Source organism: Caproicibacterium argilliputei, assembly GCF_029211325.2.
Lineage (GTDB): Bacteria > Bacillota > Clostridia > Oscillospirales > Acutalibacteraceae > Caproicibacterium > Caproicibacterium argilliputei.
Genome location: NZ_CP135996.1, coordinates 2,608,863 through 2,627,636, shown reverse-complemented (window position 1 = coordinate 2,627,636; position 18,774 = coordinate 2,608,863). Strand labels below are relative to the sequence as shown.

The 18,774-nt window shown below is 54.6% G+C and carries 14 protein-coding genes; 9 read left to right on the top strand and 5 right to left on the bottom strand.

What is annotated here, in order from left to right:
* Nucleotides 1-31: 31 nt before the first annotated feature.
* The 4 genes from gpmI to PXC00_RS12640 all read right to left on the bottom strand — a co-directional run bounded on the left by gpmI (nt 32) and on the right by PXC00_RS12640 (nt 4,332).
* Nucleotides 32-1,546, bottom strand: coding sequence for a 2,3-bisphosphoglycerate-independent phosphoglycerate mutase (gene gpmI, locus PXC00_RS12655; protein ID WP_275844090.1), 1,515 nt, complete (start codon nt 1,544-1,546; stop codon nt 32-34).
* 46 nt (nt 1,547-1,592) lie between these two features.
* Nucleotides 1,593-2,363: a triose-phosphate isomerase gene (tpiA, locus tag PXC00_RS12650; RefSeq protein WP_275844089.1), complete on the bottom strand. Its 771-nt coding sequence runs from the start codon at nt 2,361-2,363 to the stop codon at nt 1,593-1,595.
* Nucleotides 2,364-2,460: 97 nt separating this feature from the next.
* Nucleotides 2,461-3,657, bottom strand: coding sequence for a phosphoglycerate kinase (locus PXC00_RS12645; RefSeq protein WP_275844088.1), 1,197 nt, complete (start codon nt 3,655-3,657; stop codon nt 2,461-2,463).
* A gap of 174 nt (nt 3,658-3,831) precedes the next feature.
* On the bottom strand, nt 3,832-4,332 hold the full coding sequence (locus tag PXC00_RS12640; RefSeq protein ID WP_275844087.1) for a tRNA (cytidine(34)-2'-O)-methyltransferase: 501 nt from the start codon (nt 4,330-4,332) through the stop codon (nt 3,832-3,834).
* A 284-nt stretch (nt 4,333-4,616) separates the two neighbouring features.
* On the opposite strand from PXC00_RS12640, the gene PXC00_RS12635 reads away from it, so the two are divergent.
* The 6 genes from PXC00_RS12635 (at nt 4,617) to PXC00_RS12610 (ending at nt 13,543) form a co-directional block, all read left to right on the top strand.
* Nucleotides 4,617-4,805 (top strand): hypothetical protein, encoded by a 189-nt coding sequence (locus tag PXC00_RS12635; protein WP_275844086.1) that lies wholly within the window; start codon nt 4,617-4,619, stop codon nt 4,803-4,805.
* A 144-nt stretch (nt 4,806-4,949) separates the two neighbouring features.
* Nucleotides 4,950-6,539, top strand: a complete 1,590-nt coding sequence (locus PXC00_RS12630; RefSeq protein ID WP_275844085.1) for an MORN repeat-containing protein — start codon at nt 4,950-4,952, stop codon at nt 6,537-6,539.
* The gene (locus PXC00_RS12625) at nt 6,526-7,818 is read left to right on the top strand and encodes a ComEC/Rec2 family competence protein (protein ID WP_275844084.1); all 1,293 of its coding nucleotides are present in this window, start codon (nt 6,526-6,528) and stop codon (nt 7,816-7,818) included. Before PXC00_RS12630 ends, PXC00_RS12625 begins: the two co-directional genes overlap by 14 nt.
* A 246-nt stretch (nt 7,819-8,064) precedes the next feature.
* Entirely contained in the window at nt 8,065-10,809 is a 2,745-nt protein-coding gene (locus PXC00_RS12620; RefSeq protein ID WP_275844083.1) for a beta strand repeat-containing protein, read from the top strand.
* Nucleotides 10,810-11,015: 206 nt separating this feature from the next.
* On the top strand, nt 11,016-11,777 hold the full coding sequence (locus tag PXC00_RS12615) for a phosphoenolpyruvate-utilizing N-terminal domain-containing protein (protein ID WP_275844082.1): 762 nt from the start codon (nt 11,016-11,018) through the stop codon (nt 11,775-11,777).
* Nucleotides 11,778-11,818: 41 nt separating this feature from the next.
* On the top strand, nt 11,819-13,543 hold the full coding sequence (locus PXC00_RS12610; RefSeq protein ID WP_275844081.1) for a peptide ABC transporter substrate-binding protein: 1,725 nt from the start codon (nt 11,819-11,821) through the stop codon (nt 13,541-13,543).
* Nucleotides 13,544-13,551: 8 nt separating this feature from the next.
* Here PXC00_RS12610 and PXC00_RS12605 read toward each other — a convergent pair whose 3' ends face one another.
* Nucleotides 13,552-14,595 carry a SpoIID/LytB domain-containing protein gene (locus tag PXC00_RS12605; RefSeq protein WP_275844080.1) on the bottom strand — a complete coding sequence of 348 codons (1,044 nt, stop codon included), beginning with the start codon at nt 14,593-14,595 and terminating at the stop codon, nt 13,552-13,554.
* A 271-nt stretch (nt 14,596-14,866) separates the two neighbouring features.
* Here PXC00_RS12605 and PXC00_RS12600 point away from each other — a divergent pair, with 271 nt between their 5' ends.
* The 3 genes from PXC00_RS12600 to gap all read left to right on the top strand — a co-directional run bounded on the left by PXC00_RS12600 (nt 14,867) and on the right by gap (nt 18,455).
* Entirely contained in the window at nt 14,867-16,246 is a 1,380-nt protein-coding gene (locus PXC00_RS12600; RefSeq protein WP_275844287.1) for a citrate/2-methylcitrate synthase, read from the top strand.
* Nucleotides 16,247-16,261: 15 nt separating this feature from the next.
* The gene (locus tag PXC00_RS12595; protein ID WP_275844079.1) at nt 16,262-17,254 is read left to right on the top strand and encodes a hypothetical protein; all 993 of its coding nucleotides are present in this window, start codon (nt 16,262-16,264) and stop codon (nt 17,252-17,254) included.
* A 166-nt stretch (nt 17,255-17,420) separates the two neighbouring features.
* A complete protein-coding gene (gene gap, locus PXC00_RS12590; RefSeq protein ID WP_275844078.1) occupies nt 17,421-18,455 on the top strand; it encodes a type I glyceraldehyde-3-phosphate dehydrogenase in 1,035 nt (344 codons plus the stop codon).
* Nucleotides 18,456-18,774 lie beyond the last annotated feature (319 nt).

The window sequence follows — 18,774 nt, the reverse complement described above, 5'->3', positions numbered from 1 at the left end:
CTTGCTTTCAGTCTGCCAAAGGAAAGCGAGCTTACTGAATCAGGCTTTTTCCGGTCATTTCTTTCGGCTGCGGCAGACCCATGATCTGCAGCATGGTTGGGGCAATGTCTGCCAGGCAGCCGCCCTCACGCAGTTTGCAGGGATAGCCGACTACGCAGAACGGAACCGGGTTGGTGGTGTGTGCGGTAAAGGGCTTGCCGTCCTTGTCCACCATTTTATCCGCGTTGCCGTGGTCTGCGGTAATCAGCGCGACGCCGCCCATGTCCGCAATGGCGTCTGTGACTTTACCGACGCAGGTGTCTACGGTTTCCACGGCTTTCACAGCGGCTTCAAACACGCCGGTGTGACCAACCATATCGCAGTTCGCGAAGTTGAGGATAATCATATCGTATTTACCGGAATGAATGGCATCCACCAGCTTTGCGGTGACTTCCGGTGCGCTCATTTCCGGCTGCAGGTCATAGGTTGCCACTTTGGGGGATTTGACCAGAATGCGGTCTTCACCCGGATACGGCTCTTCCACGCCGCCGTTAAAAAAGAACGTCACATGCGCGTACTTTTCGGTTTCGGCAATGCGCAGCTGTTTCATGCCGTGGTTAGAGATATATTCGCCCAGCGTGTTGACCAACTTTTCCGGCGGGAATGCGACGGTAACATTCGGCATTTCAGCATCGTACTGCGCCATGGTGACAAAGGTGACCGGGAAGCAGCCGTTTTTGCGTTCAAAGCCGTCAAATGCGGGGTCAACGAACGCGCGGGTAATCTGCCGGGCACGGTCAGGACGGAAGTTTGCGAAGATGACGGAGTCATTGGCCTTCACGGTGCCGGCTTTGTCGATTACGGCGGGCAGAACGAATTCGTCCGTAACATTCTTGTCATAGGAATTCTGAACCGCTTCCTCTGCGGTTGCGGCGGTTTCTCCCACGCCGTAAACCATGGCGGCGTAAGCCTTGCTCAGGCGGTCCCAGTTTTTGTCGCGGTCCATGGCGTAGTAGCGGCCGGCGACTGTGGCAATCTTGCCGACGCCGATTTCCTGGAGCTTTGCGTCGCACTGTGTCAGGAAATCCTTGCCGGACTTCGGCGGCACGTCACGGCCGTCCAAAAAGGCGTGCAGATAAACTTTTTTCAGTCCTGCACGCTTGGCCAGTTCTACCAGCGCGAAGATATGTGTCAGGTGGCTGTGTACGCCGCCGGAGGAAAGCAGGCCGAAAATGTGCAGGGCACTGTCGTGTGCTTTGCAGTTTTCAACAGCTTTTGCAAAGGCGGGATTCGTGTAGAAATCGCCGTCCTCAATGGACTTGGTAATGCGGGTAAGCTCCTGATAAACAACGCGGCCGGCGCCCATGTTGGTGTGGCCGACTTCACTGTTGCCCATCTGCCCGTCCGGCAGGCCCACATTCAGGCCGGAAGCACCAATGTGTGTAACCGGGTTGGCGGCAAACAGACGGTCGAGGTTCGGTTTCTTAGCGGCGGCGATGGCGTTGCCCTCTTTTGGAGCAATGCCGAAGCCGTCCATAATCATCAGGATAACCGGTTTTTTTGCCATAGTTTGTATCCTTTCTGTGTGTAAGTCAGTTCGTTTCGGGCTGGGTTCAGCCCTCGGTTGCAGCCTTGACGATGGCAGCGAAGTCTTCCGGCTTCAGGGAAGCACCGCCGATGAGTCCGCCGTCAACATCCGGCTGTGCAAGCAGTTCTGCCGCATTGGCAGGCTTCATTGAGCCGCCGTACTGAATGGTCAGAGCGTCTGCGGCGGATTTGTCATAAACAGCGGCAACGGTATCGCGGATGGTTTTGCAGACTTCGTTTGCCTGCTCGCTGGTTGCGGTTTTACCGGTGCCGATGGCCCAGATAGGTTCATAAGCGATGATGATGCGGGACAGTTCCTCTTTGGAAACGCCGCCCAGCGCAATTTTGGTCTGCATGGCAACCAGCTCGCCGGTAATGCCCTGCTCGCGCTGCTGCAGGCTTTCGCCCACGCAGAGAATGACGGTCAGACCGGCATCCAGTGCGGCACGAACACGCTTGTTGACGGTTTCATCGGTTTCACCGAAGTACTGACGGCGTTCACTGTGGCCGATAATGACATACTGAACCCCCATGGAGGCGAGCATTTCAGCGGAAACTTCGCCGGTGTAGGCGCCGCTTTTTTCCCAGTGGCAGTTTTCCGCACCGACGCCAATGTTTGTGCCTTTGGCAGCTTCCAGCACGACGGGCAGGTCTACGTACGGTACGCAGCAGACAACGCCGCAGCCGGCGTCTTTTACCAGCGGTTTGATTCCCTCCAGCAGCACTTTGGCCTCTGCGGGGGTTTTGTTCATTTTCCAGTTTCCGGCGATGACAGCCTTGCGGATTGCTTTCTTCATGAGAATCGCTCCTTTTCCTGTATGTGCGGGCACGCCCGCAGAATTCATTTTGAAAACACAAAAGGGACGGGGCTCAGCCCCGCCCCTTGCGGCAGAATTAATCTTTATCGTTCAGGCAGGCAATGCCGGGCAAAACCTTTCCTTCGAGGAATTCGAGGGAGGCGCCGCCGCCTGTGGAAATGTGCGTCATCTTGTCGGCAAAGCCGAGGTTTTCGACTGCCGCTGCGGAGTCGCCGCCGCCGATAATGGAAATCGCGTTGCTTTCCGCAACTGCCTTCGCAACGGCAATGGTGCCGGCTGCAAAGTTTTTCCATTCAGAAACGCCCATCGGGCCGTTCCACACCACGGTGCCTGCGCCGCGGATTGCCTGTGCGAACGCTTCGCGTGTTTTCGGGCCAATGTCCAGTCCCATCCAGCCGTCCGGGATACAGTCGGAAGGAATGGTCTGGAATTCGGCATTCTCAGCATATTCCTTTGCAACCACATTGTCAAGCGGAATCAGGAATTTGACGTCCTTTTCCTTGGCCTTTGCCATGATATCTTTGGCAGTGTCGATCTTGTCTTTTTCACACAGGGAAGAGCCGATGCTGTAACCCAGTGCATTCATAAAAGTGTAAGCCATAGCGCCGCCGATGATGAGGGTGTCCACTTTATCAAGCAGGTTGGTGATGACGCCGATTTTATCAGAAACCTTTGCACCGCCGAGAATGGCAACAAACGGACGCTTCGGGTCCTGCAGGGCTGTGCCCATCACGGTGATTTCCTTCTGGATGAGGTAGCCGCAGACAGCCGGCAGGTAGTCTGCCACACCGGCGGTGGAAGCGTGCGCGCGGTGTGCGGTGCCGAAAGCATCGTTGACGTAGATGTCAGCCATGGATGCCAGCTCTTTTGCAAACGCCGGGTCGTTCTTTTCCTCTTCCTTGTGGAAGCGAACGTTTTCGAGCAGCTCAACTTCGCCGTCTTTCAGCGAAGCGGCAATGCCCTTGGCGTCTTCGCCAATGACGTCTTTTGCCATCTTGACTTCCTGACCGAGCTTTTCGGAAAGGCACTTGGCAACCGGTGCCAGGGAGAATTTCATGTTGAACTCGCCCTTCGGGCGGCCCAAATGGGAGCAGAGAATGACCTTTGCTTTGTGGTTCACCAGGTACTTGATGGTGGGCAGGGCACCGTCAATGCGCTTTGTGTCGCTGATATTTCCTTCACTGTCAAATGGGACATTGAAGTCGCAGCGGACGAGTACCCGTTTACCGGCGACATCAATATCTTCGACGGTTTTTTTGTTCAGATAGTTCATGGGATACACTCCTTTTGATATTAGGTATAAAAATAGAATCCATGTAGTAAGCCTTTTAGTACAGGCTAATTATACAGCACAGGCTGTCTATTTTCAAGGATTTATCGGGACATTGCGCAAAAATTGTTGATTTTTTCACAAACTTTACGGGAAATCACGCAACAATTATTTGTTTTACCAATGCAGGTGGTGCAGCTGTCCTTCGCAGAGCAGGTCTGGATAGCCCCACTGGCGCAGCACTTCATAAGCGGCAATGGCGGCGCTGTTGGAGAGGTTCAGGCTGCGCGCGTCGGGGTGGTTGCGCATGGGGATGCGCACGCAGCTGTCCGGATTGGCTTTCAGAAGCTCTTCAGGCAGACCGGCGGTTTCTTTGCCGAACACCAGATAGGCACCGTCCGGGTAGGAGACGTCCGAGTGAATATGACGTGCTTTCGTGGAAAAATAGAAATACGGGCCGTCATTTTTTTGAAAGAATTCGTCCAGACTGCGGTAATACGTAATGTCCAGCAGGTGCCAGTAGTCCAGACCGGCACGCTTGAGCTTGCGGTCGTCAATTTGAAACCCCATCGGCCCTACTAAATGCAGCCGCGCGCCCGTCAGTGCGCAGGTGCGCGCGATGTTGCCGGTGTTCTGGGGGATTTCCGGTTCGACCAGAACCAGGTTCAGTGTATGCATGGCAGAATCTCCGTTTCTTTTCATAGTATGTGCAGCTTTTTCGCGCTGCAGTCTTTTTCTTCTATAAAACAGCATTATACAACACAATCGAACCGGTATCAAAATTTTCCGCCGTATGCGCGCTTTTCCGCCGGGCAGACTACTGCACAGAAGGAAGCGGCGCGTCTGGGAAAAGCAGACAGCCCGCGCAGTATTTTCACCAGATAAAATGCAGCAGGGAGGGTATGCTGATGATGGGGCTTATTCTGATAAGCACCGCAATTTTAACGGGGAGGTTTTTGCGTATGTTTCGAAACACGGCAAGTATGATGAGAGGCATCGGCGTTGGTGTGGCAGTGGGCGTTGCCGCGGTTGTGCTCGCGGGCAAGGCAATGGATAACGACCGCCAGCTGCGCCGCAGGGCGGGCCGCGCAAAACGTGCGGTGACCGACCTGATGGACGAGGTTGGGCACATGGTCAGCGCCAGAATGTGAAACCGGAACCGGAAGGGTGCCGCGCGGCAGAGCAGGTGTGCCGCACGGCGCCTTTTGTTGTTTTGGCGGAAAACGCTTGCATACACCGCGCGGATTTCCTATAATAAAATAGAATACGGATACAGGGGAAAGAAGGGTGCCAAATTGGGCGACAGAATATTCTATTCCGTCACCAGCAGACAGCTGCGGGAGGATGACCGTGAACTGCTGGCACAGGTGCGCCGGGCTTACTTTGAAACCGGCGCGCCGCAGCACGGCCGGGCGGCTGCACAGACATTCGGGGCAAATGACGAGGCCAGGTATCGCATGACGCGCAGAACCATGAAGTGGGAATTGACCGCCGGGGGCAGGGTGCTGCAGCGTGCGGTGCCCATGGGGGAGGAAGGCTATGCCATCCTGACCTGGGACACCGCAGGCGACTTGCGGGAAAAAGCGGACTTTGACCGCCGCCACCATTGGCTGCGCTCCTCTTTTTACCGCGGCAACCCCAAGCGGCCGGAACTTTTGCTGGAGCCGGTCGGGGAGGAACTGAACTGCCTGCGGTATGACGACGGTATCGGCAAGTACCGCCGCACCCGCCTTTTCGCGTACCCGATGGAAAAAACCGACGCTGCGCGCATTTGGATGGACAACGAAGCGGGCACGCCGGACATCGAGGCGGAAACCGGTGACGGCCGCTTTTACTACTGCACCCAGCAGGAGCTTGCGGCGCGGCAAACGGCGGCGTCCCACCGTGACAACGCGGAAGCGGAGGACGTGCCCGGCTGGGACGCGACGCCCGCCACGCCGATTTCCTTTCAGTTTATCCGCAATGAGCACGTTTTGGACCAGACCACCGCGCCGCAGCTGAATTTGGAGCTGGAAAGCGAGGACGGCCCGCTGCTGCTGGAAGTGGAGGAACCGCTGCCGCAGCCCGCGCTGCCGGCGCTGGAGGACTGCATCATTGACACCGAAACGCCGGACGAGCCTGCTGTTATTGAGGAGGACGTTGCGCCGGTGCCAGTGGTATTTCAGCCGGTGCCGCAGGCGCCCGCCACGCCGGAGCCTGCCCCCGTGCCGGCCCTGCCGTGCGCGGACGCGTTGATGCCGGACAAACGTATTCCGGTGAGCGACACAGAAACGTACCTTTACTTCGGTGCCCTGCAGGACGGCAGACGGCAGGGGCGCGGCCGCACGCAGATGCCCTCCGGTTATACCGCCTATGAGGGCGGCTTCGCAGGCGACAAGCGCGACGGCTTCGGTACGTACTATTATAAGTCCGGCAAGCTCTGTTACGCAGGATATTGGCACCAGAACCGCCGCAGCGGCATCGGTGTCAGTTTCAGCGCGCGCGACGGCTCCCTGTTTGTCGGGCAGTGGGAAAACAATATCCCCACTGGCCGCGGCGCAGCCTTTGATGGCGAGGGTGCGCTTTCCTACTATGGGATGTGGCTGGACGGCCGCCGTGACGGGTACGGCACCGAGTATCACGATGGGAAAGTTTTGTATGACGGCAGCTGGCACGGTGACTGCTACCACGGGCAGGGCTGTTTGCACCTGTCCGGCGGCGGCACGCTGACCGGCACGTTCCGCGGCGGTTTTGCGGATGGCTCCTGTGAGGAGCGTGACGTACAGGGCAGGATTGTACGCACCGGCGTGTGGGCGCACGGCCGCTTTGTCAGCGGTGTGTGCTACCGTGACGGCAAGCCTGCGGAAATCGTTGTCAAAAAGGATGAACCCGATGCGTTGGATTGATTTACATAATGTTGAGTACGGCGAATGTGTGGTTCTGGGCACCGATTCCAATAGCCTGCTGATGGTGGACTGCGGCAGCCTCAACACCGTGATTCGCGAAGGCGCGCGGAACTTTAAAGAATATGCGCAGAAAAGCCTGACGGCACGCTACAGCGGCGTTGCCCATCGGGCTTTTTTGCTGACGCATTATCACCGCGACCACGCCTGCGGCCTGTGGGATATTCTGGACGCGCAGCCGAACTATTTTGAGGAGCTGTACCTGCCCTGCTCCCCCTGCGATGAGCGCGGCCTGCCGCTGCTGCTCGAATTTGCTTTATTTGCGTATGTGTTTTTGCCGCGGCAGGGCTTCTGCGGTCAGGTCAGCACCGGCGCGCTCAAGTCCTTTTCCCGTGTGCTGCGCCAGACACAGCAAGGCACCGCCTATGCGCTGGGGCAGGGGGACTGCTTCGTTTCCGGCGGCGTGACGTTCGAGTGCCTGTGGCCGCCGCGGCAGGACTACCCCTTTGACGAGGGCTTCGCGGACGCGGTGGAGCGCCTGCACCGCTATGTGGAGCAGCCGGAACAGCCGGGTGCGGATTTGCTGCAGGATTTTCTGGATGATTTCTATACTTTTTGCAATTTGTATACCCGGCTTTGCACGCAGTGCCCGGTGCAGAGTGCAGACGCCGCCGCCGCGCTGGCGGTGCTTGACCGCATTGACGCCCTTGCCCCCGCGCTGGCGTGTCTGCCTGCCGCCGCCGAGGTTTGTGCCCTGCTGGAAAGCCAGTCGGTGCGCGAAGCGTACAGCCGGCAGGTGAATGCCGCTTCCCTTGTGTTTCAAAATGTGCGTACGGAAAGCGGCAGTACCGACGATGTTTTAATGACCGGCGACGCTACGCCCGAAACCATTGCCGCGGTAGAGCCGCTTCTGTACCATGATTACTATGCCGTGAAAGCGCCGCACCACGGCACGCACAGCGCGGTTTCGCCGGTGCTGCTGGGGCTTTCCGCCGCGCACGTGCTGCTTTCCTGCGGTGAAGCCCCCGATGGCGCGCGCTGTATCGCCGCGGAGTGGGCCGCCATGCCCGCCATGAAGCACTGCACCGTTTCCAACTGCGCCTTTCTGCAGGCAGGCGGCGGCTGCTGCAACCGCACGGCGCTTTGCTGGGACAGCGGCGGCCTGGCACTGCGCTGCCCCGGCAACCGCCGCGGCGAGCCGCTTTGTGGCATCCGTGTGGTGGGCACACAGGCGCGCGGCTGCGTGTGTGACACCGGCGCGCAGGAGAGCAAATTGTGGTAATTGTTCTTCTTTTTATAAATTTTTTGTGAGATTTTTTTAAATAAATCTTTGCAATTCTCGGCACATGCACTTGACTTTACCAATTCATTATCATATAATCTTCTTAAACGAATTGGCAGCACCTGTGGAAACAGCCGTTTCCGGCGGCTTTGCGCCGGGCCTTTTTCTAAAGTGGGGTGCTGTCATGCTGTTTCACTCTCATAGCACGCGCAAATACGCACAATTATTTTAAGGAGGACAAAAAGGATGAACAAAAAAATGAGCAGAATCGCTGCCATCGCGCTTTCCGCTGCGATGGTCACCAGCGCTTTTGCAATGAGCACCAGCTCCGCTTTTGCAGCAACAACGCCCACTATTTCCACAACAGCACAAGATATTGCAGCAGTTTATGATTCAACAGCTGGTGCTGCCAATACTTTCACACTGCCTACAAAAATTGTTGATGGTGCAACCATTAACATTGGCGACAACAAAGAGAGTGTTGATGTAAACGCTAATCAGAACGCCAATGACAAGTATAACTGGGTATCTTCTGATAATAATGTCGCAACAGTCAATAATACGACCGGTGAAGTAAAACTGGGCAAAGCCAATAAGAAAGTTACTTTCACTGCTTATGGCACTGCCGATTTTGGAAAAATTGAGACAGGCAAGCACAATCAGACAGCACAATATAAAGCAACTAGCGTAAAAATGACAGTCAATGTTTATGTTTACGCAAACAATGCTGCATTGGTACTTCCTACGGATGCTACAATGACAGCGGGTACTTATGTTGATTCTGATGTTACTGCTTCTTTCAACCAGACAAAAGAATTTGGCGTTTATACTGTAAAGGCAGGTTCGGATGCACAAGCTACATATGAAGCAGCAAGTGGATATGATTTTGCTACTGGCAATTCGAATATTCCGCTTGTAGACCCGGCGGATACTCAGAAGACAGTAACAACAGTATCTAATGCCGCTGCCGTTACCGTGGCAGCACAGCCGGCTTCCGCAGTGAAAACTGGTGCAACTACAATTACTGCATATGTGCATGGCGATAAGGATGCAACTGCTGTTCCTGCAACACTGACTGTTGATAACACTTACACTTTGTCTGCTGATGCAGAGTTCAATGGTGTAAGAAGCTTTGGTCAGGAGACTGCCACTAACAACGTAACAGCCGATGATGACTATAACCTGACTAATGTTGCGGTTAAACTGAACAGCCATAAGCTGACTGTTGACGAGGATGCCCTTGTTGGCGCTGTCTCTGGCGCAGGTGATGTTGCACTTCAGGACGGTACTGTTGCCAGCATTACAGGTGCTACTAACGTAACTACTGATGTCGACAATGCTACAACCAGAACCACTGCTCCTACAGTTAAGGTTGGCGACATTACAGGTGCAACTGCAGTTACCGCTACTGGCTCGGTAGATCCTGTGAACGGAAAATACGGCACAATCTCTTTGGGAAATATCTCCACAAAGAACCTGACAGTTGTAACAACTCAGGATGCCGACGAAGCTGCTCAGGGTCTTGTCACAATTGGAAACGTAACCGCGAGCGGTGCTGTTTCTGTAACCACAACTTCTGATGCGAAGACTTTGACTCTTGGCACGATTTCCGGCACACAGGGTGCATTTGCAGATTGCCCGTTTGATGCTTCCTTTGCTTTAACCGCTGGCAAATTTACTACTGGTGACCTGAAGAACATTGGTCGTGTTACTGTTAATGCAGGTGCGGAGTTGACAACTGGTGCTATTGCAACAGGTACTGTTGGCACAGCGAGCGATGCTTGCGGCGATAATTCTGCTGATACCAGCATTGTGAAAGTTAACGGAAAGCTGAATGCTAAGTCTATTTACACACAGGCTTCTCCGGATGGCACTGGCACAATCATCATTCCTGCAAACAGCTTCACAATTGCTGCAAATGGTCAGATTAACACTCACTTGAACCTGACTGTAACAAATGCTACAGTTGGTAGCGTTCTGTATACTACTAACTATGCAAGTTCCGGTGCATTCAATATGCCTGGCTTTACAACAGTTGAGAGTGCAAATGTAGGCAAGAATGTTTACAATTACGTTGTAAAGGCTGCAGAATTGCAGGGCATTCTTCTTGACAACGCAGATGTTGCCATTGGTGATGGCTCTTCTGCTACTCTTAAGGCTTCCACTGTACCGAACCTGTCTTTGCCGACTGGCGTATCTGTCAAATGGACTGCTAGCAAGGATTCTGTTTCCTTGACTCCTTCTGCTGATTCCCTGTCCTGCGCAGTGAAGTCCACCGGTTATACAGCTGCAAATATCAACGGTTCCAACAACGTTGTTGTTACAGCTACACTGGTAAACAAAGACGGCACAGTCTACAAACCGTTTGGCACAACTCTGAGCTCTCAGGATGCTCAGATTACTTTGACAGCAGAGCAGGCTCCGGTCCTGACCACAAAGGTTCAGAACCTCGGCGACACAGAAGCAAAGGCTGTCACAGCTGATACCGTTGTTAAGATGACACAGTCCACCTATGCAACTGTTGACTTCTCTGCTGACAAGGCTGGCATTACTGCTGCTGACCTGAAGTACGGCACAGGCAACGGCAAAGTTGCTGAAACTGGCACTTATGACCCATGGAACGGCACTGCTGGTAAGTACTACATCTATGCAAACGGCAAGGTCGGCGACAAGGTTGGCGTTTATGCAAACGGTCAGAAGATTTTCCAGGTCGAAATTGTTGACCGCCCCTTCACTTCTGACACCACTGTTGACTTCGCTATGAAGGCCGGCAGCAAGTATCAGTTCAAGATTACCCCGAATGCTGACACAACCATTAAGGACTTCGCTTTCAACACAGCAAATGATGCGGCTCTGTCCACTTGGGGCTTCACAAAGAATGCTGACGGTACCGTTACTGCCACCATCAAGGCAAACAAGGCTGGCAAGTATGGCGTGTACTGCGACATCAACGGCGTGAAGTACAAGGTCTTTGCTGTAACAGTAAAGTAAGTTTGTAAACAACCTAAATTAAAACAAATCTCAACAAAATAAGTGTAGTTGTATTTGCGTGGCGGCGGCACCGGTTTTTCCGGCGCCGCCGCTTGGTGTTTGGCGAAAAGCCCCCGCTTCTTCGGAATGCGGGGGCTTTTCGTAAATTCGCTTGTAAATTGCGTGTAAAACAGGTAAAATAGATAAGGCGAAAGGCAGGTGAGCGTATGCGGATTTTGCAGGGAACGCCGGCATCCGGCGGAGTTGCAGCTGGCACGGCGTGTATTCTGCCTGTGCGGAAAAAACCGGCAATGCAAAAGCAGTATGCCGCTGACCCCGCACAGGAGTTGGTACGCCTGCAGAAAGCGCGCGCCTGCGCCAAGCAGGAGATTGAGGAAATCTACCGCAGTGCCTGCCGCCGCATTGGCAGCCGGGACTCGCTGATTTTTCAAATTCACATCATTATGTTGGAGGATGAGGGCTTTCAGCAGGCGATTTTAGACAGCATTATGCAGAACCGCTGGACGGCGGAGTATGCCGTGTGGTACAACGGAAACAAGCTGTACCGCACCTTTGCTGAAATGGAAGATGAGTATATGCGCGCGCGCAGCGAGGATATGCTGGACATCTGCCACCGCCTGCTCAAGTGCCTGAACCGCGGCTGCTGCATGATTCCCGCCGTGGAGGATTACCTGACGGAGCCAGCGGTGCTTTGTTTGGCGCACGCGCTTCCCAGCGAGGTGGTGCAGTCGAACCAAGGTCGCATTCTGGGCTTGGTCGAGCAGTATGGCAGCTCCACTTCGCACAGCACCCTGTTGGCACGCAGCATGGGTCTGCCTGCGGTAACTGCATTGGGCGCGGCGTTTCGGGAGCTGCAGCCCGGCGGAGAATTGCTTGTGGACGGCGACGAGGGTCGGGTTTATGTGAACCCCTCTCCGGAAGTACGAGCGCTGTTTCAAAAGCGCATCGGCGGCAAAACCGAACCATAAAGCGGGGGCGTCTGCCGCCCGCATCTTGGAGGAACGGATAGATGAAAATAAAATTTACAGCCATGCTTTTGGCTGCTGCATTGACGGCCGGTATGCTGACTTCCTGCGGCGAGTCGGCGCCCGGTACAGTTTCCACCGCACCGTCTTCGACGGCGTCATCGAAAGCGTCCACTGCGAAAACGGTGTCTTCGGCGGCTTCCAGCCAGCCGGCGGACCGTGCATATGCATCGCAGACGGCGCTGGATGTCAGCATCGGGCCGGAGCCGCAGTCGCTGGACCCCGCATACAGCACCGGCGCGGACACGGATGCTTACTGTGCCGCCACATTTGAGGGCCTGTACAAAATTGATGAAAGCGGCAACGTCGTACTGGGACAGGCAGAAAAGGCGGTTAGTTCTAAAGACAAAAAGACCTGGACGTTCACCCTTCGGCAGGACGCCAAGTGGTCAGACGGAAAGTCTGTAACGGCAAATGATTTCGTGTATGCATGGCAGCGCAATATTTTGCTGCAGAATGCGGAAAAAAAAGAATTATTTGCATATATACAAAATGGCACCGCCATACTGAATGGTACCCAAACGGACGTTAAGGCGCTCGGCGTGACTGCGAAAGATGCGCATACCCTGCAGGTGACGCTTGCCGCACCGTGTGATTTTTTCTCACAGCTTTTGGTACAGCCGATTTTTATGCCCTTGCGCGAGGACGTGGTGAGCAAGCAGAACTGGTCGCGCAGTCCGGACACATTCGTGTGTAACGGCCCCATGAAGCTGACGCAGTGGAACATCAAGTCCAACATCACGTTTGAACGCAGTACGACGTACTACAATCAAGCGGCGGTGAAGGCGCAGAAGCTCAACTGCACGCTGGCAGAGGACGACAATTCCCGCCTTTCTGCGTATGACAACAACGAGTGCGAATTTGCGTATCCGCTGCCGGTGCAGTATTATGCGCGGATTCGCGAGCGCGGGGACTTGAATGCGGCACAGACAGCCACAACGGTCTGCCTGCAGTTCAACACGAAAAACGCGGCGCTGTCCGATGTGCAGGTGCGCAAGGCGCTTTCTTTGGCAATTGACCGGGATGCGCTTGCGGTTTCCACAACCGGAATGCGCTTCACGGCGGCTTCCGCGTTTGTGCCGACAGGCTTCGCGGATGCCGGCGGCAAAGGTGACTTCCGCACCAAAGGCGGTTCCTTTTACGAGGTCACCGCAGAAACATATCCGGAAAGCGCGCAGCGCGCCGAAACACTGCTGGAGCAGGCAGGCTATGCAAACGGCAAGGGCTTTCCGGAGGTGACGATCACCGTTCCCATTTCCACGTTGTACAGTACCGTCGCCAATGCCGTGGCAGGAATGTGGAAAGCAAAGCTAGGCATCAACTGCAAGGTGGAGCAGCAGCCGTACAGTACCTATTTGGACAACTGCCGCAAAGGCAATGTGCAGGTTACCCTCGGCAGTTTGACGGCCGCTTACCGTGACCCTGCGGCAATTCTTGACAAGTTCACATCGGGAAGCGGCTGCAACATCACTGGCTGGAGCGATTCCGCTTTTACAAAGCAGATGGAAAAGTCTTATCAAAGCAGCACAGCAAGCGCAGCACGTTTTCAGGCGCTGCACGCGGCGGAAACACGCTTGGTAGAGGAGGCGCCCGCCACACCACTTTTCTATATGCCGACCATCAGCCTGCGCAATCCGAAGGTAAACGGCATTTTCACAGCCAAGAACGGCATTACCTACTTTGCCTATGCGAATACCTTCAGCGGCTGACCGGTGCTTTACACCGCGCGCAGGGTAGAACCCGGATAGTACCAGGAGAGAATCTGCGTATAGGTTTCCCCTTGCTTTGCAAGCGAAACAGCGCCGGTCTGGCTCATGCCAACCCCATGGCCGTAGCCTTTTACAGTAAAGGTGAAGGTGCCGCCGGCGTAGGTTACCGTGAAGTTCGCGGAACGCAGGCCAAACGCCGTGCGGGCTTGGTTGCCGGTGACAGGTTTGCCGCCGAGCGGCATGGAAGTAACTGTACCGGAGTCGGTGCGGGAAATCTGTCCGATCCAACCGGCGGCATCGCCGGAAAGGGAACAGCCAAGCGTGGATGCGGCGGTTTGGAACTGCGCGCTGCTCAGCTTTACGGAGGTAAGGTAGCCGGATGCGTAAACATCGCCGGGACTGGCGACCGGAACCAGGCAGGGCGACGCCGCTCCCCATACGTTGGCGGCATCTTCTGTCCGACCGCTGCTGATGGCATAGTAGGTTGCGTCAATCAGACTGCTGCCGCTGTACAGCGCTTTTCCATAAACGCTTTCGACTGCCGGTGCGAGGTTGGCATAAAATTTTTCATAGTCTTCCTTCCACTTCTCCTGCATCTGCGCATTGGTGACGTAAATAAGCCACTTACCCGTTTCACAGGAAAAGTCGGCGCCCTGCAGGCCGCTTTCGGGTTTTTGTCTGCGCTGCTGGCGCAGACGGGTGTAATATGTATAGGCGGCGACTGCCTGCGCTTTCAACGCCTCCTGCGGGCTGTCCGGACTCATTTCCGTTGCAACGGTGCCGCGCAGAAAGTCCAGCTCGTCCACGGACAGCACCTTACCGCTGGTTTTATCCAGAATGCGAAACGTTTTGCCGGCTGTTTTTGGGGACGACAGACTGGCTGCGGAAGCATTGCCTTTGGACACAACCGCGGAAGATGCGCCGGAGGTGCGTGCCGCGCTTGCGGCAGAGGCGCTTTTGCCGTGGGTACCGCCGTTTTTCCCCAACGCGAGGCAGGGCAAAACGAGCAGCAGAATTAAAAAAATGACCAAAAGGGTTCCTTTTCCTTTCATTTCTACAGCACTCCCTTGTTTTTCTCCGCCGAACTGCAGGCAGAGTCGTTCTTTTCCATTTTACAGGTCACAGCAAAAAATTATGCATTGCTTTTTCTGGGGCAAGCGGCGCTTTTCTCAGAAAACGCAAAAAATGCAGGAATGGAACGCAAAAAATGCATATCGAACAACCCAATGCTTGACTTTAGGGTATTGCCGCTGTAAAATTATGATTTAAGGATTCTTTACTTTCATAAGTTTGCAGCACGTTTTACTTCAAGTTAAGAGGGGGATTACATTGGAGCAGAAAGAAGACAATACGGGATTGATTTCGCAGGATCTGCAGGACCTTTGTGATGAGTTTCGCGAGAACAATCAAATCCCAATGGCTAAATTCGATCTGTACGGCGTGAAGCGGGGACTCAGAAACCCCGACGGCACCGGTGTTTTGGCTGGACTGACCCAAATCAGCAATGTACACGGCTACCTCATCAACGACAGCGAGCGCGTGCCGGACAAGGGCATTCTGACCTACCGCGGGATTGATGTGGCAGAGATTGTGGAGGGCTGCCGCAAGGCGGATCGCTTCGGCTATGAAGAGGTGGTTTGGCTGCTGCTGTTCGGCAAACTGCCCGACAGCGCGCAGCTGAAAAAGCTGCACACACTGCTCAGCTACTATCGGGAGCTGCCGGAAAATTTTGCGGAGGACATGATTTTAAAAGCGCCGTCCCGCAACATTATGAACAAACTGGCACGTTCGGTGCTTGCACTCTATTCTTATGATGAAAATCCGGACGATATTTCACTGGAAAACAGCATGCGGCAGTCTTTCCAGCTGATTGCGCAGCTGCCGGCCATCATGACATATGCTTATCAGGTGAAGCGGCGGCGGTTTGACAAGCAGAGTATGTTCTTCCATCCGGTGAACCCCAGCCAGTCGATTGCCGAGTCTATTCTGGACGCAATCCGTCCGGACCGTAAGTTTACACATGAGGAAGCGCAGCTGCTCGACCTGTGTATGATGCTGCACGCAGAGCATAGCGGCGGCAACAACTCCACCTTTGCGGTGCGGGTACTTTCCTCCACCGGAACGGATATTTATTCGGCAATCGCGGCGGGAATCGGCTCGCTGAAAGGCCCTAAACACGGCGGCGCCAATCACCGCGTTATGATGATGATGCGCGATTTGATGGAGCACGTCAGCGACTGGAGCAGCGAAAGTCAAGTGTATGATTATCTTGTAAAAATCGTAAATAAGGAAGCAGGGGATCATTCCGGCTTGATTTACGGCATGGGACACGCGGTGTACACGCTTTCTGACCCGCGTGCGGTGATTTTGAAGCGCGAGGCGGAGAAAATGGCACCTGCGCACGACGGCATGAAAGAGAAGTTTGAATTGTTTGAGCTGGTCGAAAAGCTGGCTCCGGAGGTATTTGAGAAAGTACACGGCGACTCCAAGGTGATCAGTGCCAATGTGGACTTTTACTCCGGACTGGTGTATGAAATGCTCAACATTCCGGCGGATCTTTACACGCCGCTGTTTGCGGTTTCCCGCATGGCGGGCTGGTGCGCGCACCGCATTGAAGAACTTGAAACGGCGAAGCGCATCATGCGCCCGGCGTACCGCTCCCTGTCGAAACCGAGGCCCTATGTTCCCATCGAACAACGATAGGAGTGTCCAATTTCAATGAAATCAAAACTCGCTTGGGCCGCGTTCGGTGTCACTCTGGCGGTGTCGCTGGGACTGCGGGCGGTGCAGCTTGCCGCGGCGGAAACTTTCGGCGCGTGGGGCATCGCGCTGTGCGGTGTGCTTGCGGCGGGCGCATTGGTCTGCCTGCTTGCCTGCCGCAGCGACCACACGATGGTGCGCCTGCCGGTCAGCGGCAGGCTGCTCAGTACCGCTTATACGCTGACTGGCATCCTGCTGACCGGCGTATCAGTTGTTTATCAGGCGTGGAATAAAACCGGAAAGTTCCCGTATACTACGGGTATCTGCACGGTGCTTGCCGTGGCGGCGGGACTGATGCTGTGCCTGGAGGGCTGTCTTTTTGCAGCGGACGGGCAGAATTACTTTGCAGACCATCCGGTTTTGGCGCTGACCCCCACGTTGTGGTGCTGTGCGGAGCTGGTGCTGCAGTTCCGCGTGAACGCGTCGGAGCCGGTCAGTACGGAAAACATCCTGCGCACCGGCGCGCTGCTTTTCCTGATGCTCACGCTGCAGGCGCTGGTGCAGATGGATACGGAGGTGCGGCGGGTTTCCCGCGGGCGGCTGTTTGGGCTGACGTTTGCCACGGTGCTGTTTGCCGCCGCTTCGGCGCTGCCACGGTTCGGCAATGCCGAAGCGGCAGCGTACCCGCCGGGGCTTTTGTGGGTTTTGCCGGTGATGGGCGCTTTTTTGATGATTGCTGTCTGCACGGTGCGGCCTATGACGCGGGAAGAACTGACCGGAGAAACAGAAGACGAGGAAGTACCGGAGGTGCGCCCGGTCGTGATGAAGGACGCCCCCACGCTGACCGCGCGCCGCTCGCGCGGAAACCGCCCGGTGATTGCGTCACGGGAGGACCGCCGCCCGCTTTCTCCCAATGAGATGGAAAAGCGGCTGGAACGCGTGCTGATTCAGTATCTGGGGCAGAAGTACAACGCAAAGTGTTATTTTTATACGCATAAAAAGCCGCACTGAATTCTGCAAACCGGATTTCGGGGCAGGATTTCGATGAAATTCGATTATTTTTTGTTAATCATCAGACAAGCACTTGTAAATTTACCTCTAAAATAATATAATAAAGATGGCCGCTTGAGGCTTACATGCAAAATTGTTCATTCTTACTTTCAAGGAGGATATTAAAATGTCAGTTAAGGTAGCAATCAATGGTTTTGGCCGTATCGGCCGTCTTGCTTTCAGACAGATGTTTGAATCAGACGGATATGAGGTTGTTGCAATCAACGACCTGACAAAGCCGGAAATGCTCGCTTTCCTGCTGAAGTATGACACCGCACAGGGCGGCTTCACAGGCAAAATCGGCGAAAACAAGCACACAGTCGAGGCCGGCGAGGACTTCATTAAGGTAGACGGCAAGAAGATTACCATCTACAAAGAGCCCGACGCTTCCAAACTGCCTTGGGGCCAGCTTGGTGTTGATGTTGTGCTGGAGTGCACAGGCTTCTACACCTCCAAAGAAAAGGCTTCCGCGCACATTAAGGCCGGTGCAAAGAAAGTTGTTATCTCTGCTCCTGCAGGCAACGATCTGCCGACCATTGTTTACAGCGTAAATGAGAAGACCCTGAAGAAAGAGGATCAGATCATCTCTGCTGCTTCCTGCACAACCAACTGCCTGGCGCCGATGGCAAAGGCTTTGAATGAACTGGCTCCGATTCAGTCCGGCATCATGGTTACCATCCATGCTTACACCGGCGATCAGATGATCCTCGACGGCCCGCAGCGCAAGGGTAACCTGCGCCGCTCCCGTGCAGGCGCCGCAAACATCGTTCCGGCTTCCTCCGGTGCTGCAAAGGCAATCGGCCTGGTTATTCCGGAACTGAACGGCAAACTTACCGGCGCTGCACAGCGTGTACCGGTGCCGACAGGCTCCACCACCATCCTGACTGCTGTCTGCAAGAAGGCTGGCCTCACCAAGGAAGAAATCAACGATTACATGAAGAAAGCAACTAAGGACAACGCTTCCTTCGGCTACAACGACGAGGAAATCGTTTCTTCCGACGTTATCGGTATGCGTTACGGTTCGCTGTTTGACGCAACCCAGACTAACGTGACTAAGATTGACGACAACACCTATGAGGTGCAGGTCGTTTCCTGGTACGACAACGAGAACTCTTACACCAGCCAGATGGTTCGTACCATTAAGTACTTCGCTGAGCTGTAATTTTCTTTTCTCTTTCTTCCTGCGTAAAACGTAGGTGCGTCCCCTGAAGATTGGATTTTCAGGGGGCGTTTTTTTATCCGGCAAACTGTTAAAGCGTCTGAGAAACGGGATGGTTTGGCGGAATTTTTGCTGCTTTACGAAAACTGACTTCCTTTTTAACCGTTTGGTCGTATACTGTTCCTGATTGGTGGTGCTGCTTACTACAGAAAAACCACCTGATTTTGTAGCAACATAGACAAAAGCACGTGCAATTTCTGCACGAACTTCTGCAATATTTTCAGAAACCTATTGAAATTCCGTTTTTTTGTGGTATGATAAT

Bases quoted from the DNA above. Each gene is read 5' to 3' on its own strand.
- PXC00_RS12610 (WP_275844081.1), top strand. From the start codon at position 11,819: ATGAAAATAAAATTTACAGCCATGCTTTTGGCTGCTGCATTGACGGCC.
- gap (WP_275844078.1), top strand. From the start codon at position 17,421: ATGTCAGTTAAGGTAGCAATCAATGGTTTTGGCCGTATCGGCCGTCTT.
- PXC00_RS12640 (WP_275844087.1), bottom strand. From the start codon at position 4,332: ATGCATACACTGAACCTGGTTCTGGTCGAACCGGAAATCCCCCAGAAC.
- PXC00_RS12595 (WP_275844079.1), top strand. From the start codon at position 16,262: ATGAAATCAAAACTCGCTTGGGCCGCGTTCGGTGTCACTCTGGCGGTG.
- tpiA (WP_275844089.1), bottom strand. From the start codon at position 2,363: ATGAAGAAAGCAATCCGCAAGGCTGTCATCGCCGGAAACTGGAAAATG.
- PXC00_RS12615 (WP_275844082.1), top strand. From the start codon at position 11,016: ATGCGGATTTTGCAGGGAACGCCGGCATCCGGCGGAGTTGCAGCTGGC.
- PXC00_RS12645 (WP_275844088.1), bottom strand. From the start codon at position 3,657: ATGAACTATCTGAACAAAAAAACCGTCGAAGATATTGATGTCGCCGGT.
- PXC00_RS12620 (WP_275844083.1), top strand. From the start codon at position 8,065: ATGAACAAAAAAATGAGCAGAATCGCTGCCATCGCGCTTTCCGCTGCG.
- PXC00_RS12605 (WP_275844080.1), bottom strand. From the start codon at position 14,595: ATGAAAGGAAAAGGAACCCTTTTGGTCATTTTTTTAATTCTGCTGCTC.
- PXC00_RS12635 (WP_275844086.1), top strand. From the start codon at position 4,617: ATGTTTCGAAACACGGCAAGTATGATGAGAGGCATCGGCGTTGGTGTG.
- gpmI (WP_275844090.1), bottom strand. From the start codon at position 1,546: ATGGCAAAAAAACCGGTTATCCTGATGATTATGGACGGCTTCGGCATT.
- PXC00_RS12625 (WP_275844084.1), top strand. From the start codon at position 6,526: ATGCGTTGGATTGATTTACATAATGTTGAGTACGGCGAATGTGTGGTT.